Here is a 14,976-nt window from a genome sequence, read left to right on the forward strand (position 1 = left end):
GTGACTAGAAAAAGTTACGTTTTTAACGCCTCTCCCGTTTTTACCCCGCCTGCTAGCGAGAAGCAACGTCCGGCTTTCATCCGTTATGCGATGCAGTGTGCATCTGATAAAGATGTCGCTCGCAGTGAACTGCTGTATATCTTGCAGGGGACTATCCCTACCCGCTCCCGTCGTCTTAACGAACACCGAGCACGTGCCCTGAGGGCGATGGCGTTAGCCATGCTCTACCATTTTAATATTGCCTCTGGTTTAGTGATGGCGTCGGTGGAGCAACTGTCGGATGAATGTGGTTTGTCGACAGTCTCAGACGCGGGCAATAAATCGATTACGCGCGCCTCCCGTTTACTCACCGATTTTCTAGAGCCCATGGGCTTTGTGCACTGTGAAAAGGTCTGGGATAGAATTATGGAAAGCTATATTCCCAAACTCATTACGCTGACCCCGTTGTTCTTTTTGTTATTTGATGTGTCGTCAGAAAAATTAGAGAAAGCCCAACATCAGCAAATGGGCTGGATTAACAAAGGTCTGATGGAAAAAGGAGAAGAGTCTATTACCTTAGTGGAAGCGCGTCGTCGAGCCAAAGAGCAGCACATTAAGCGCGCGTTTGAATATCGAAAATCTCTTCATGCCATGAATAAAAAACGCAAACTCGCCCGACGTATGGCCAAGCTAGACGAACAGACGGCAAAACAGACCCTTCTTCAAAAAATCATTCAGCGCTATTCCTTGGTTGAACTCAATGAGATGGGGCCTAAAGGGCTGAGAAATCAGGTCAACATGGAATATCACCATCTTCGAAAGGTCGCCAGTACGCCCACGCCGGACATTCCTGTGCATTAAACTGAGTTAATCTGTCCCTTCAAAAAAAATTATCTGCGCGTCTGCGTAGGCTTCCTGACGCTTTAATCCGCCTATTGATTACCATTTCCCCACATTCGGTCAAAAAATCACCTTCAAGAATGACCTCTGGTCATTCAAATTGAACATCAATTCGTTTAAAAACACTTTTTCCACACTTAGATGCAAGTCGATTTTGATGATGGATGCATTCTAAGAGATAAATGCAAAATCACAGTGAATTTTTTTAAAAAGAAAAAAGAAATAAAACGTGGAGAAAATTGTGGATAAGTTGACCTATGTTTTCTTTTTGATTGAAAAGGTAAAAACCCGTCTGGCAGCGAGCGCAAGCGCGGTTCCGTGGGATATAAACATTCAGTAGTTCGCTTCGCTCACGTCTCGGCGGCTGACCTACTGTGTTCCCTGTCACTACCGAGTGCCGCCTTCCAATGCCCTAAAGGGCATTCAACCAAAAAAACAAACCCGAAAGGGTTTTCCATTAAAAATTAAATTAATTATCAATGATTGATATGCCCTTTTTTCTGTCACCTTCCATAAACCCATTGAAATAAAAAACCTCAGCCGTTATATTCAATACGTTGCCTATTACAAATGGCAATCAGGTTTCGAAGCCTGAGTACGAAAGCGGACTACCGCTCAATGCGGTTTTTTTATGTCCGTCGTAAACCGAAGTTGCGTCTTCATTATGGTGGGGCGTAGCGGGGGAGCTGAAAAGCTCGCTGGTTTCTTTCGTACCAGTCTTCGAACCCTGTTACGTCTCGCCACCCGTTTCGAAGCGGCTTGGCGAGGTTTTTAAACCAACGAAAGAGGCCGAAACTATGGCTACCATTCAACTCCGATTTAAATTGACTGATATCGACTGGATTATCACAAGAAACTCCAATACCCCTTCCAGCACAGTCTTATTGACCCTCAATGAACGAAGCCCCTTTTACCTGATGTTCAAGGAAGACAGCCTTCTTTGGGCCGGCCGTAGGCCTATAATGGAGGGGGTCTTATGAGAACTTTTGACTTGAAGCAAATCAAAAAATTCCAAAAGGTCTTTCCAGAGCTGAACACGACAGAGCAGCTTGAAACGGCCATGCTTTTTTCTTTGGGATTAACTAAAAAAGAGATTGCTGCCATGCGGGATGTCAGCTACAGGACGGTAGAAGTGATGTTAGATAACATTAAAAAACGATGTCAGGCTCACTCTTTAAACACGATTATGACTCTATTTCAGGTGCGTTTGGTATTCTTTGCACTGTCTGGATGTACTGTAGAAGATCAATAATCTCTCATTCACTCATTCGAAGTCATAAAAACTCAGTTTTACCTGTTTTACTGGGTTTTTGTGACTATTTCCTGCCATAAAAAAACAACTGACCACTCGGGATTTTCCCGTATGTATTTCCCTCGCGTTATTCTCAATACTTCTTACTCTAATAAGCCGCTCTTTTCAAAAAAAAGAGGATGAGTACGATGAATTTCAATCCAAAAGACATTTTGAACAATCATCTTCATCCCTGCCACATCCGTGACAAAGCCTCTCGTTATGTTTATATGAATCTCGCCATGCGTGAATTATTCAATGTACCCACAGGGGTCCCTATTGAAGGGAAACGGTTATCTGAAATCAAACCGGACATATCGGAATTTTTTGAAAGTCTCCATCAGCAAGAGGAGAGGGTCATACAAAAAGAAACTTCCGTCTCTTTACTGATAACGGCGCATTTTGGAAAAGAAAACCGTCTTCAACCCACCATTGTTGACATTCATCCCTTCTTTGATGAAACAGGTCAGCTTGTGGGGACCCTCGCAGAAGCCAGACAATGTCAATTCTTTTCAGCTTTAGACTATCTCCAGGGCAAATCACCCAAAACATTAACCACTTCACTCCCTAATACGATTTTTACTCAAAATGAACTCCAGATAATTTTTTATGCTTATAATGCTTTAAGTAGCAAAGAAGTGGCCAAATCTTTACATCTTTCTCGTAGAGCTGCGGACAATAAATTGGAGGGAATTGATGAAAAAATGGGGATTCATCACCAGAAAGGATTCAGAAAATATATTCAAGATAGCGGACTGAATAAGTTTATTCCCCAACATCTATTGGCATCGAGTATTCAGGTCATTGATTGAATCAAGCATTCATTCTATCATGTTAAAAAAAGGGCCTGTATGCATGACGTCGCAGATTTCACACCATGATCATTTTTTTAACATACCGACCTGAATGAGGTCAATCCTTGTTGTAGAAGGAGCGGTTGCTCGATATTTCTGTGAATATCTCCGAGTAAAGAAGCCACTTTACGCCGAAACATCATAGCGTTTTTACCCGTGGTCGTTGGCTCTATGATGAAAATAGCCGAGTGGAAAATACTTTTATGATTTATTTTTAATGAGTTAGCCTAGCTAATGCGGGCTGAATATCTATCCATTGTAATAGTTTTTCAGAGGGCGCCTTAATGAATTCAGGACAACAACGCTCAAAATCCGTTAGTAATTGTACCGCCTGAGAGACAGTCCATTCATGAGGCAAAGACTGAAGTTGAGAAGCCACCCAATCAGCAAAATTTTCCAGCAACAGGGTGTCATGCGCTGACAAATAGAGCAATAACTTGGGAATGAGCTTTTGCATATTGTGAGCCCGTAATGCTAAAGAAATCCCCCTGAGCACGGTCGTATCTTTTTCTATGACTAACTCAATACCGATTAAAGTGAGTAAATGTTGATGCCGTTCACAAGCCATCATTTCCGCTTTTTCTAATGTAAATTTGACAGGAATAAGCAGAGGCTGTATTAGCGATTTTTCCGATGGGGGCGTCAACCCGACTTTTTTGAGCAAGCGATCTGCTTCAGGTAATGATAATAAAGCAATGTTGTTGCCATATTCTATCAGGGCATAGCAAGACGAAACAATACTGAGGACTCGCCAAAAATAATGCTCATTGACTTCTCCTAAAATATCTTTTTTTAAAGATGTCTCCTTGTGCTCTGTTCGACTGGTGTCATGAAAAGACAAAGAAGCTTCATCAGTTTGTTTTGTGATAATATCAGGTTCAACATAGGTGTTTCTCCCTGCAGAGGCCCGATTTTCTTTACATATTTTGGGGCTTTCTTTAACAACCGAGTCATTTTGCTCTATATCAGCAGAAGAGTCAGAAGAGGAACAGGCTGAATGACTTAAAGCGTTTGTAATGGCGTGATAAATAAAATCATGCACTAACCTCGTCTGATGAAAACGGACTTCTTGTTTGGTGGGATGCACATTCACATCGATTTGACGCGGATCGATATCTAAATAAAGAACGTAGCTCGGGTTTTTAGGCCCTGTTGAAATGGCTTCATAGGCTTGGCGAACGGCATGATTGACCACGCGATCACGAATAATCCGACGGTTAATAAAAAAATACTGGATCTCGTTCATTTTAGGCCCATTCGCCTCTGCTATCCAACCCTTTAGACTTAAGCCAGAGTGATCGAAAGACAGTGCGAGCGCCTGTTTTAAAAATGGGGCGCCACATAATCGAAGAAGACGCCGTTCCCTTTGTGAACCCGACTGGACCCTGACGTATTGACGTAATAATTTCCCGTTATGCGACAGCGAAATGGACACATCAAACCGAGAGAGGGCAAGACGCCTGACCACCTCATCAATATATTGCCATTCTGTTTTCTCTGTTCGCAGAAATTTTCTTCGAGCGGGCGTATTATAAAATAAATTTAACACCTCAATCGTACTGCCCACAGGATGTGAGGCCGGCTTTATCGTGACATTCATGTCACGCCCCTCTGTGTAGGCTTGCCAAGCGTCTTCTTGTTCAGCTGGGCGGGAAGTTAACTGTAATCGGGAAACAGAGCTGATGCTGGCCAGCGCTTCTCCACGAAATCCCATACTGAGAATGCTCTGTAAATCTTCCAGAGAAGCAATTTTATCGGTGGCATGACGTGCCAGTGCCAAGGGTAAATCTTCTTTACTGATCCCACAGCCGTTATCACAGATCTGGATCTGCTCGATTCCTCCCCGATGAATGTCAATCTCCATTTTTGTGGCCCCGGCATCCAGACTGTTTTCAACCAATTCTTTGACGACAGAAGCAGGCCTCTCTACTACTTCCCCTGCGGCAATTTGATTCGCCAATTCAGTCGGTAAAATTTTAATAGGCATAGACAATTCTCTGTTTGGCACTGTCAGCGTTGAAAGAGGTTTAAATGGTGACAGAGGCACTTTGCAAAATCACGGTGAATGTTTTTAGCAGCGGAGGCAAGCGCTGTCCTGAAGTGTATGAAAGTTCGGTCGCTCGGTTACGCTCACATCTGGGCGCGCCTCTATTAATCTTGCATTCTTAAATAGAAAAATTCCTTTGAAAGAAGGCCATTCATCCATGGCATCATTACTTTTTTTATGGTTAAAAATACCAATACCCTTTATTGATAATCAAGGTTAACTCTGCCAAAAAATCGGCCTCGTTGATGAATTTTATGAGCATGGGGCCCTCAATCGTTCTGTGTCGTGCCAGCACATTCCATGCGTCGGCATGATCTGAGTCAAGCGATTCGCCGTTGACAAAATAGCGGTTGCCGATGTGTAACATACGTAGCCCCATTAAACGGTTCAATCGACTGCCCTTTTGCAATAGGGTTTGAACCTGTGAAACGGAGTACACCTTAGCCGCAGGTGCCTTCGGTAACTCATAGGAGGTTTGAGACATCTCTTGAGCAAACCAGTTTTCCAGATGTTCTCTTTTTTTGAGTAAAAATTGGCTCATCATCTCTTGGAGGGCGGTGATGTCTTGAGGCAGAATTTCGGTGGGGTCGTCACGCAGGAGTAAGTCGGGCGAGGGGGCATACTCAATGCCTCGATGGTTTTCATCTGAAAGCGACTCAGTCCAGTTCCTTATCATGCGAAGACTGTTGTCTGTCCAGAAATTCAGGCAGTAACTCATGGCGGCTTCGGTCGAAGTCGCTTCATGGGGAAAGACCTTTGGGATGTACAACATATCCCCGGCGCTCAGCTCTTCATCCACCATCGCTTCAGAAAAGTCGTTCTGACCATAATCAAAAGCCGGCGATGCCCCTCGATCCCCGACACGCCATCGGCTGCTTCCCATCCCTTGTATCACCAACACGTCAGACGGTCTAGTCTGAGGGCCAATCCCACCGCCGGGTACTGAAAAAAATGTCGTCAATTCTTCTGTGTACCAATCGGGAAAAATACGAAACAGAGACAGAAATTCTTCAGCAGCTCTGTGACAATGGTGGAGTGCTTCCACCCGTAGTGACCAGTTCCTTTGGCCTAATGACCCATACCCATTAAAAGCTTGATACCCTAATTGACATTTTCCGTGACTTCTTTGAATGAGTTGGCATTCGAGCGCTTTTTTTATCACCAGTGTTTCCAGCTCTTCAGGCGAAATCGGGTTCACAAAATCAGAAATCGATTGTTTTAACAAAACAGGCCGCTTTTGCCAGTGGTGGTGTAAAAAATCTTCCCAGTTGATGATGAGATGCATGTACTACAATCTCCCTGTCGATTATAAAAATCAATAAAATACCTCTACCTTCAAAGGTTTTTCAACGGCATCGTATTTCATTTAAAATAATGATACCAAAGAAGAAAATGATTTTCATTTATTATTTATTAACGTCTTACTTAGCGTTACGGGAAATGAAAAAGTCTGTATTAACATCATCGGATGATGTCGCTATGTACCTATCGATTATTGATTCTATCAACCCTATCATTCTAAAATAGTCAAACTGAACTATACCCTATCCTGATGTCAGGCTCTCATCACAAAACTGTCAGAATAGAATCAAATTCTCTATTTATTGACACAAAGAAACAAAGGTTATAGAGTTATCTCTGACACTTTTGGGGATAATTAATGACGGGACAACGTATTGGCTATATTCGGGTCAGTACTTTTGACCAAAATTCAGAGCGGCAGCTCGAAGGCATCACAGTCGATCGCATTTTTACCGACAAAGCCTCGGGCAAGGATATCAAACGACCGGAACTGGAGGCATTGCTGAGTTTCGTCCGTAGTGGCGATACCGTGTTGGTGCATAGCATGGATCGTCTGGCCCGTAATCTTGATGATTTACACCGCCTCGTTCAACTGTTGACGCAACGCGGCGTCCGCATTGAGTTCTGCAAGGAACATCTGAGCTTTACCGGCGAAGACTCACCCATGGCCAATCTGATGTTATCTGTCATGGGCGCATTTGCTGAATTTGAGCGCTCCCTGATCAAAGAACGCCAGCGCGAAGGCATCGCATTAGCCAAACAGCGGGGCGCTTATCGTGGCCGCAAAAAATCACTCTCGGAGAGTGAAATGACCGAACTATATCGCCGCGTTGTTGCCGGCGACAAAAAAGCCCAGGTAGCACGCGACTTGGGTATCAGTCGGGAAACATTATATCAATATTTGAAGAGAGGAGAGTAGACCATGACGGTTTTTAAAGCAGTTGAGTCTATACATTAATTATTTAATGAGTATATTATGAATTTATCTAAATTTTTGATTTTGATTTTATTTCTTTTTTATTTTCGAAATATCAGCATCAACTCTTAAATAACCTACAAACGCTAGTGCTTCTTAAACACCTAAAAATCAGGAAATAAAAGTGATTTTTCCTCGAAATAACAACAAGCCTGAGTGTTGGAACCCCTGAGATATATTAAGAATAAACTTTCAATGAGTTTCTCTTGTCTGCCCCATGAATTGCCCACCTTAAAGATAAAATTGACAATAATAAAAAAACGTAATAACGTGTTATAACTTTATGTGCTGAGTTAAGGAACTTTTTATGTCGACATTTAATACGCGTCAATTTCGTGCAGGAAACTCACAAGCTGTACGTATCCCTGCTAAGATGGCTTTTCCGCCGCAAACAGAGTTAGTTGTTTATCGCGAAGGTAATCGTATTATCGTAGAGCCGAAAGAACGCACTCTCGGCGATATACCTCGAATATTACATACTTTAAATCAAAACTTTATAGGTAGGCGCCCTGAGTTTGAGGAAAATAAAAGGGACTGGTCATGAAAAAGTACATGTTAGATACGAATATCTGTATCTATCTCATTAAAAAATGTCCCCCCGAAATTGTGAAAAAATTCGATAATTATCGAAAGGGAGAAATCATAATTAGTGCAATCACTTGGGCTGAACTGTGTTGTGGAATTAAAAAAGAGGGTAGAGATACTGTTGAGAACTTACTATCGGTTTTGGATGTAGAACCATTTGGAATAAAACAAGCAGATAAATATGGAGAGTTAACCCATTTTTTCCCAAATCGAAAAGCAAACTTGGATAGAATGATCGCCGCTCACGCAATATCGTTGAATGTTACTCTTGTAACGAACAATATTGATGATTTTTGTTCTTATACTCGTGTGGGCCTAAGCATTGAAAACTGGGTTAGCTCTCATAAATAATTTAGCATCTGGAGTCATCAGGGGGGAAGCAAGCAGTAGCAGGCTATAAGACCCCATAGCCCGTACAGCTTTTCTCAGTCACCATTAATTCACAACGGTCAGCGCATTCATTGTGAAAGTCCCTTCGCCTCGACGAGGTAAATCTTGAATTTCAGGAGTAATAGGGATCTAACGCTCAGTGGAACGAAAACTCACGTTAGGCAAGAGTCTGTAAATTTTTTTGTGTAAATAGCCTTAACATCCCAATGATGAGAAATAGAGAACCAATGCAGACTTTTTTATCGATATAGGTTTTTTATTCGACATACCTGCGAGCAACTATAGTCAGTCACTTCAGCAGTTTCTTTAATGCTTGGTTTTTTACCTGTCTGTAGTATATACACTTTTTTGTGTCGTTCTTCGCCAGCTTGCTTACCTCGATATTTACCCAACTTATATGTGCCCGCTCAATTCCTTGATTTTGTCTCTATCGAGGGCTCAACCAGTTTTTATGTGACATTGCGGCCATCAGATCTATCAGCATATTGTTCATATCGGCAATCACGGCACGGGTGATCGGATCGTTCGGTGATGCTTCTAGATCAGACAAGGCTTGCCATGAAGTGGGGACATCCAGGCTGACAATTCGCAGCTCATGTTGCTCAATCTGCTTTTTCAGCGTCATCCCGTGTTGCTCAGTCGAGTCAAGCGGTCTATTTTTTCTACCAGTAAAATATCATTCCGATGACTGTCTATCAGTAATCGTCCTAGCTCCGGTCTGTCGAGTTTTATGCCGCTGACATTTTCCCTGTAATAGCAGGCGATTCTCTGGCCGCGTTCCTGAATAAATTACTCCAGCATCTCTTTTGCTCAATCAGCAAATTGATCTTTCGTTGATGCTCTTAAATAAGCTCTGATGAACATTTTTTCACCTTATTATCGCATTTAAGTTATTTCATAAAACATATCGCATATAGATTATGTCATTATGACCATTCATTCACTTTTTTAATTATTTCATCAGGATATACCCTTAGGCGATAACCTCTAAAGTAAATATCAATCGGCAAAATAATTAATAACGCTCATAATAGTCGTGTAAGGTCGATGTGATACTACTATAGTTGTAGTTTATGACACTTTTTATTATTTATTTAATTACATAAATATTTACTTATTTAAGTATATATTTATACATTAAGATGTAATGATGGATCATAGTTTTTTTGAAGAGTAAAGAATTTATGGTAGGGCAGTATTTTGGCCAACATTCCGCCTATTTCGGCCAATACGACGCTAGTACGTAAAAGGCAAACACGGGTTTGTTGACTTTCTGACATTGATGCCAATTTTTCCCAGAGCGCGCACATCTGATGGGTAAATTCATCGTGTGGAGGTGTTTTTTCAGTGACCAATACCTGTTTTTGATCTCCATAAAATCCGACTGCCGATCCCGAGATAAATACACCTGGTGGATGAATGCTGTTACTAATCAGTGTGCTTAATTGCTCGGTTATTTGCCACCGGCTTTGACATAACCGTTCTTTTTGTTGGGCTGTCCATAGTATGTATATATTTATTTTTTATAAAATTAATATATAATTAATTGCGTACGTACGTAATTACATGCAAAAGGAAGAATTAGTGGGGATTTCGATAGTTATGGAACTGTTAAAAAGGTAAATAAAGTCCTTAAGACACGCGATAGCGAAGAAAGAAAAGAAAGTGACATCAAGTTTATTAAAACTCAAAGCGAGTTTTTTATGTCCTTTTATCTTACAGAAAAAACGTTCAATGGCAGAGCGGGTTTTTTATTTTTCTTTCTTTTTTTTTCAGTCAGGCCAGACAGCTCTATCAGAGCACGGAATGATGGGTTCTTTTTCATTCCTAAGAATAAGGTTTTCTCATTTTGCTAAAATCAACTCCTTTGTCTGCTATCACTACTTTCACTTTTTTCCCAGTTTCCCAGTTTCCCAGTTTCCATAGCCGAGGAAAACCGTTCGTATTGGTCCTTTGACTTCAGGTAGACACTCACTTTTGAGAGCAGGTTGCCGGAAAGTCCAACGTGAATTTTAGTGATCATGGTCATTTAATGTTAACCAACAGTGCTGACCGAATAGGTCAAATTCTTTATGGGGAGAATGGCTCATTACTCTACCGAATAAAAAATCGTACCGAATTTTCAATACCTTTGACCCTTTCTTTAGTAAGAATAAGATATAAATATGTAATTACACATTTACTTGTTTACTTATGCATGTAAATTAGTATTTATTTTTTTGTAAAATTAATGTATATTTAATTACATGTGTACGTAATTACATGTAAAAGGAAAAATTAATGAGGGTTTCGATAGTTAACACGAAAGGTGGTGTTGGAAAAACTACTACTGCTGTTCATTTGGCTACTTATTTGTCCTCGTTGGCATCAACACTGTTGATAGATGGAGATCCTCAAGAAAGTGCGGCCACTTGGGCTGCTTGGCGAAGGGAAAGTTTAGTTAAACGGAGTCGTCACTTATCACTGACAACTACTTGTCTTCATGGTAAAGCCATTTACGATGAGGGGAAATCACTTTCAAAAGGTTTTGTACATACAGTAATTGATGCAGGTGGGAGGGATGCGCCTGGTCTTAGAAACGCGTTATTGCTATCGGAGATGGCGATTATACCTATTGGAGCCTCTAATCTTGATGCTGCAGCTATGACAGATTTATTAGAAGTTTTAGATTTGGCAACGGATTATAATCCAAAATTGAAGGTAAAAGTTTTGTTAAGTCGTATTGATCCTAGGACAAAAGATGCAAAAGAAATGCTTAAATTTTTAAACGAAAATAATTTAGAAGTCCTTTCGGCTCGTGTATGTGAAAGAGTCTCTTTTAGACGAGCCATTGGAGAGGGGAGTACTGTAGAAGAACTTGGTAAGGATAGTGTCGCTATTTCAGAAATGAGCGCCTTTTATAAAGAGGTTTTATTATGAAAAAAAAACCTTCTTTAGATGAATTTCGTAGCGGTGGCGGTGAAATAGTAAAAGAAAAAAGCAATGAAACTTATTCTGTTTCAGAAAGAATGAATAAAACTATTCGCCTCAGAAAAATTTTTGAAAAAAAACTTAAAGAGAATGCTTTTCATCGTTCGATGAAAGAAAATCGCAGAGTCACTGAGTCGGATATTATTGACGAAGCTTTAGAAAAATATTTTGACATTCTCTGAAAATACTACTGAAGTAATTAAAAATTTAAAAAACTCACATAACACTTCTTTTACTTTCTCCATTTTCAAAAAATATTTTCTGGGTTTAGTGAGTTTTATTACTTCAGATATACAGGCAACAAGTCACTGGTTGTTGCACTTCTACTATTAGGTGGAAGTCATTCAATATTAGATCATAAGACGGCTCTTAAGTTGGTTGTCTATTTTCTTAAGAATGATGATGAAGTGTTTTTAATTTTTGCATGAGTAAGTTAAAAATTTTATTAAAATCTGTGTACATTTTTTTCTAAATTATATTCAATGAAATATTGTTCATATGTAGATCATAATCAATTATTGCTAGGCCTTTATGATAGTTAAGCTCATTTAATATTAAAAAATGTAATTAAAATTACAATGTAAAAAAATTTATTTTTTTTAAAGCTTTATCATTTATAAAATGATAAATTTTAATGATTATTTTTCTTTTTTTTATCAGAAATTATTTTCTGGATAGCTTTCAATCCGACTTTTATCCCTGCACTCTCAAGAGCCGATTTAATGTCTTCTGAAACGTACCCTTTATTTAAGGCTAATTTAATGATTTGTGATTTTAAATTTTCTAAGACATCGTCTTTAGTGAATCTTATCTTTTTGAGGTCAGGTAATTCCTCTAGCATCTCTTTTGCTTTTTCAAGTTGTTCCACTGTGTAATATTTCTTAGAAGCCATTTCGTTTATTCCATATTCAAAAAATGTTTTTCATTTTTAGTTTATTTTATTTTTTTCTGCTAAAAATAAAACAATTTAACTGGATAAAAATTTTTATATTACCCGCTTATTTTTATCAATCAAATCATACTCATTTCCCGACTAATTATTTCAATTTCTTCGCTATAAATCTTTTTATTTTTAATGCAGTTTTATCTATTAAATTTAACATTTAAAATGTTTACATAAAACTGATTTAAACTCAATCATAACGACAAAAATTTCACCTGTACAGAAGATATATTTTATACCTTAATGACATTATAAAAAAATTAAGCCATAATATCAAAATTGCTATTTAACAGAAGGACAGGATATGTTTTGTTGAACCGCTTGCAAGCAAGCGTCCCAACAACCGTTCCCTTCGGTCACTAACAACCTGGTCAGGGCGGTGCCCCGACACCCCTGATTGGAAACTCCATGAGCCAAAGCGAAAAACGCCAAAGAACCCAATTATTATTGGGTATCCTATGTACTCCAGAAGAAAAAAAACTCATTCAAGAGAAGGCTGAAGCGTCTGGTTTAAGTGTGGGAGAATTTCTGCGCCGCTGTGCCCTGGGAAGACGCATTACTCCCAAAACTGATGTGAAACTTATCTCTGAATTATCAAAGACAGGACTGCTTCAAAAGCAGCTTTTTAACGAAGGAAAAGGGGTTCATAGCCAAGAGTACTCAGATATATTAGTGGCCTTAAAAAAGGCGATTTTGAAAATTGATTTTAAGGAATAAAGGATGGTCGTTGTCATTCCAAAAAAGCGCCGTGATGGAAAATCAAGTTTTCTTAAACTGGTGTTTTACCTCTCTTTCCGTGAAGATAATCCAGGTGATATTCCCGTGACCGCTGATGCTTTTTTTGACCGTCCTTCCACTTCTAAAATCGCGGTGTTTGATCGTTTAATTGATTATATTGATCGCCATGCTTCCCCTGAATCACAGCAGCTCATCACGCACCTACCCGATGGGAGTCATCGGATTCTTTGTGAAGGCGTTTTATGTCAAACGAACACGTTGAGTATTGAAACCGCCTCCTCTGAAATGAATGCGATGGCCTCGAATAATCGTCGTTGTCTCGATCCGGTTTATCATTTTATTTTGTCCTGGCCTGAGGAAGAAAAGCCGGAAGACAGTCACATTTTTGACAGTGCTTTGTTTTGTTTAAAGGAAATGGGGATGGTTGATCATCAGTATGTTTTTGCGATTCATCGTGACACCGATAACCTCCATTGTCATGTGGCGGCCAACCGTATTCATCCCCTTTCTTATCGTGCAGTGAACCTCTATAACGACGTTAAAATTTTGCACAAAGCCTGCCGAAAATTAGAGCTTAAATATGATTGGAAACCGGATAATGGGTGTTGGAAGAGAGATCAAAATCATCAGATTATTCGAGCTGAATCTCAATATCCCTCGGCTCCGAGAGCATCGACGCAGTTTGAATATCACGAAGATAAAGAAAGTTTTTATTCGTATGTGGTTCGTACGTGCCGAACAGAGTTGACTTCTATTTTAAAAGGGCCGCTTCAAGAATGGGAAGAGGTACACGCTGTTTTTTTAAGGGCCCATCTGGAATTGAAAAAAAAAGGTTCTGGGTTGGCGATTTATGACAAAAATTGTCCGAACAATGTTCCTTTAAAAGCCAGCAGTTTACATCCTCAACTCACTCTTTCGAAATTAGTGCCTCGCATTGGCGAATTTGAAAATGCGCCCCGAGTGATGGAATTTAAAAATGAACAAGGGGAGGTGACCTTAACAAACTATATGGTGAGTTCACATTATGATGATCGACTTCATTTGCGTGATCATCAAGCTCGAATGACTCGCCGATTAGAACGCGCTGAGGCCCGAGAAGAGTTAAAATTGCGTTATCAAAATGACAAAAAAGAAGCGAAATGCCCCTCTTTTGACGCAAAAAATCGTTTCAGAACTCTTTCCATGACCTTTCGTTTCCGAAGAGCCCATGTGTGTGTTGCGGTGCGCGATCCTTTAATGAGAAAACTGGCCTGGCATGTATTGGCTTTTGAGCGAGAAAAAGCGATGGCCGAGTTGCGTTTAAAATTAAAGGAAGAGCGGGAGAACTGGTATCGTTCTCCAGAAAATAGGCGACTGTCTTATCGTGTTTGGGTGGAACAGCAGGCGTTAAAAGGGGATAAAGCGGCGATTAGCCAGTTAAGAGGGTGGGCTTACCAAGCGAAGCGGGATGAGCGCACGGCTTATCTCAGTGATACTGTCATTGAATGTGCCGTTTCAGATGATATTGCGCCGGTTGAGCTCAAAGGCTATACCCATCATATCCACCGTGACGGGGCGATTTTATACAAAAAGGAAGGGGTGACCCAAATGATTGACCGAGGGGAAACCATTGAGATGGCCAGACCGTTTGAAAACGAGGGGGACAATATGGTGGCGGGGTTACGTTTGGCAGAGCAAAAAAGTGGAGAGAAACGGGTTTTCTCGGGTCCGCGGGAGTACGTTGAGAAAGCGTGTTCGTTGGTTCGGGATTTGAATGAAATGGGGGAAACTTCCTTGACGTTAACAGACTCCCTTCAGCAGAAACGGGTCTGTGAAATGCGCCCTCAAGACAACCCCGCTCCTATCTCGTTTGACTCTCCGAATTTGACTCCGTGAGCGCATCGCCCCTTTTTATTTTTATCCTTTGTTGGAAATGGGTTGTTGTTTGTTGATATTTCGTTAAAAATGGGCAGAGATAGCGTATTTATCGGGCGGTATATTTGATAACAATTTGAAAGGATA

Annotated in this window: 15 protein-coding genes and 2 pseudogenes; 12 read left to right on the forward strand and 5 right to left on the reverse strand. The window is 40.3% G+C overall.

Annotated elements, in window-relative coordinates; all coding sequences use genetic code 11:
- The 4 genes from repA to HDEF_RS10535 all read left to right on the forward strand — a co-directional run bounded on the left by repA (position 1) and on the right by HDEF_RS10535 (position 2,982).
- Positions 1-840 (forward strand): plasmid replication initiator RepA, encoded by an 840-nt coding sequence (gene repA / locus HDEF_RS10520; protein WP_012738240.1) that lies wholly within the window; start codon positions 1-3, stop codon positions 838-840.
- A gap of 670 nt (positions 841-1,510) precedes the next feature.
- On the forward strand, positions 1,511-1,654 hold the full coding sequence (locus HDEF_RS12680) for a hypothetical protein (RefSeq protein ID WP_171770503.1): 144 nt from the start codon (positions 1,511-1,513) through the stop codon (positions 1,652-1,654).
- A 201-nt stretch (positions 1,655-1,855) separates the two neighbouring features.
- A complete protein-coding gene (locus HDEF_RS10530) occupies positions 1,856-2,131 on the forward strand; it encodes a helix-turn-helix transcriptional regulator (RefSeq protein ID WP_044612605.1) in 276 nt (91 codons plus the stop codon).
- Between the two features lie 188 nt (positions 2,132-2,319).
- Positions 2,320-2,982, forward strand: a complete 663-nt coding sequence (locus HDEF_RS10535) for a PAS domain-containing protein (protein WP_044612606.1) — start codon at positions 2,320-2,322, stop codon at positions 2,980-2,982.
- Positions 2,983-3,238: 256 nt separating this feature from the next.
- Here the strand turns inward: HDEF_RS10535 and mutL are convergent, their stop codons facing one another.
- Entirely contained in the window at positions 3,239-5,011 is a 1,773-nt protein-coding gene (mutL, locus tag HDEF_RS10540) for a DNA mismatch repair endonuclease MutL (protein ID WP_012738242.1), read from the reverse strand.
- Between the two features lie 44 nt (positions 5,012-5,055).
- Here mutL and HDEF_RS12685 point away from each other — a divergent pair, with 44 nt between their 5' ends.
- Positions 5,056-5,193 carry a hypothetical protein gene (locus HDEF_RS12685; RefSeq protein ID WP_171770504.1) on the forward strand — a complete coding sequence of 46 codons (138 nt, stop codon included), beginning with the start codon at positions 5,056-5,058 and terminating at the stop codon, positions 5,191-5,193.
- A gap of 59 nt (positions 5,194-5,252) precedes the next feature.
- Here the strand turns inward: HDEF_RS12685 and HDEF_RS10545 are convergent, their stop codons facing one another.
- Complete coding sequence (locus HDEF_RS10545; protein WP_012738243.1) at positions 5,253-6,356, reverse strand: JmjC domain-containing protein; 1,104 nt, start codon at positions 6,354-6,356, stop codon at positions 5,253-5,255.
- A 375-nt stretch (positions 6,357-6,731) separates the two neighbouring features.
- Here HDEF_RS10545 and HDEF_RS10550 point away from each other — a divergent pair, with 375 nt between their 5' ends.
- From HDEF_RS10550 to HDEF_RS10560, 3 genes are all read left to right on the forward strand, one after another.
- The gene (locus HDEF_RS10550; RefSeq protein WP_012738244.1) at positions 6,732-7,292 is read left to right on the forward strand and encodes a recombinase family protein; all 561 of its coding nucleotides are present in this window, start codon (positions 6,732-6,734) and stop codon (positions 7,290-7,292) included.
- A 364-nt stretch (positions 7,293-7,656) separates the two neighbouring features.
- Positions 7,657-7,893 (forward strand): antitoxin, encoded by a 237-nt coding sequence (locus HDEF_RS10555; RefSeq protein WP_015874453.1) that lies wholly within the window; start codon positions 7,657-7,659, stop codon positions 7,891-7,893.
- The gene (locus HDEF_RS10560) at positions 7,890-8,285 is read left to right on the forward strand and encodes a type II toxin-antitoxin system VapC family toxin (RefSeq protein ID WP_012738245.1); all 396 of its coding nucleotides are present in this window, start codon (positions 7,890-7,892) and stop codon (positions 8,283-8,285) included. The genes HDEF_RS10555 and HDEF_RS10560 overlap by 4 nt, the downstream gene beginning before the upstream one ends.
- Before the next feature lie 278 nt (positions 8,286-8,563).
- Here the strand turns inward: HDEF_RS10560 and HDEF_RS11230 are convergent.
- Together HDEF_RS11230 and HDEF_RS10570 are read right to left on the reverse strand one after the other, a co-directional pair.
- Positions 8,564-9,188, reverse strand: a pseudogene (locus tag HDEF_RS11230) (recombinase family protein).
- A gap of 326 nt (positions 9,189-9,514) precedes the next feature.
- Positions 9,515-9,826: pseudogene (locus HDEF_RS10570) on the reverse strand (TIGR01777 family oxidoreductase); the annotation flags it as partial.
- A gap of 778 nt (positions 9,827-10,604) precedes the next feature.
- Between HDEF_RS10570 and HDEF_RS10575 the strand changes: the two are divergent.
- Together HDEF_RS10575 and HDEF_RS10580 are read left to right on the forward strand one after the other, a co-directional pair.
- Entirely contained in the window at positions 10,605-11,243 is a 639-nt protein-coding gene (locus tag HDEF_RS10575) for a ParA family protein (RefSeq protein WP_012738246.1), read from the forward strand.
- Complete coding sequence (locus HDEF_RS10580) at positions 11,240-11,476, forward strand: hypothetical protein (RefSeq protein WP_012738247.1); 237 nt, start codon at positions 11,240-11,242, stop codon at positions 11,474-11,476. The genes HDEF_RS10575 and HDEF_RS10580 overlap by 4 nt, the downstream gene beginning before the upstream one ends.
- A 449-nt stretch (positions 11,477-11,925) precedes the next feature.
- Here HDEF_RS10580 and HDEF_RS10585 read toward each other — a convergent pair whose 3' ends face one another.
- On the reverse strand, positions 11,926-12,186 hold the full coding sequence (locus tag HDEF_RS10585) for a hypothetical protein (protein ID WP_044612607.1): 261 nt from the start codon (positions 12,184-12,186) through the stop codon (positions 11,926-11,928).
- A 459-nt stretch (positions 12,187-12,645) separates the two neighbouring features.
- Between HDEF_RS10585 and mobA the strand changes: the two genes are divergently transcribed.
- The gene (gene mobA, locus HDEF_RS10590) at positions 12,646-12,954 is read left to right on the forward strand and encodes a plasmid mobilization protein MobA (RefSeq protein ID WP_012738248.1); all 309 of its coding nucleotides are present in this window, start codon (positions 12,646-12,648) and stop codon (positions 12,952-12,954) included.
- A 3-nt stretch (positions 12,955-12,957) separates the two neighbouring features.
- Positions 12,958-14,850: a TraI/MobA(P) family conjugative relaxase gene (traI, locus tag HDEF_RS10595; protein ID WP_012738249.1), complete on the forward strand. Its 1,893-nt coding sequence runs from the start codon at positions 12,958-12,960 to the stop codon at positions 14,848-14,850.
- Positions 14,851-14,976: the final 126 nt, after the last annotated feature.

The sequence above is a fragment of the Candidatus Hamiltonella defensa 5AT (Acyrthosiphon pisum) genome, from assembly GCF_000021705.1.
In the GTDB taxonomy this organism is placed as follows: Bacteria; Pseudomonadota; Gammaproteobacteria; order Enterobacterales; family Enterobacteriaceae; genus Hamiltonella; species Hamiltonella defendens.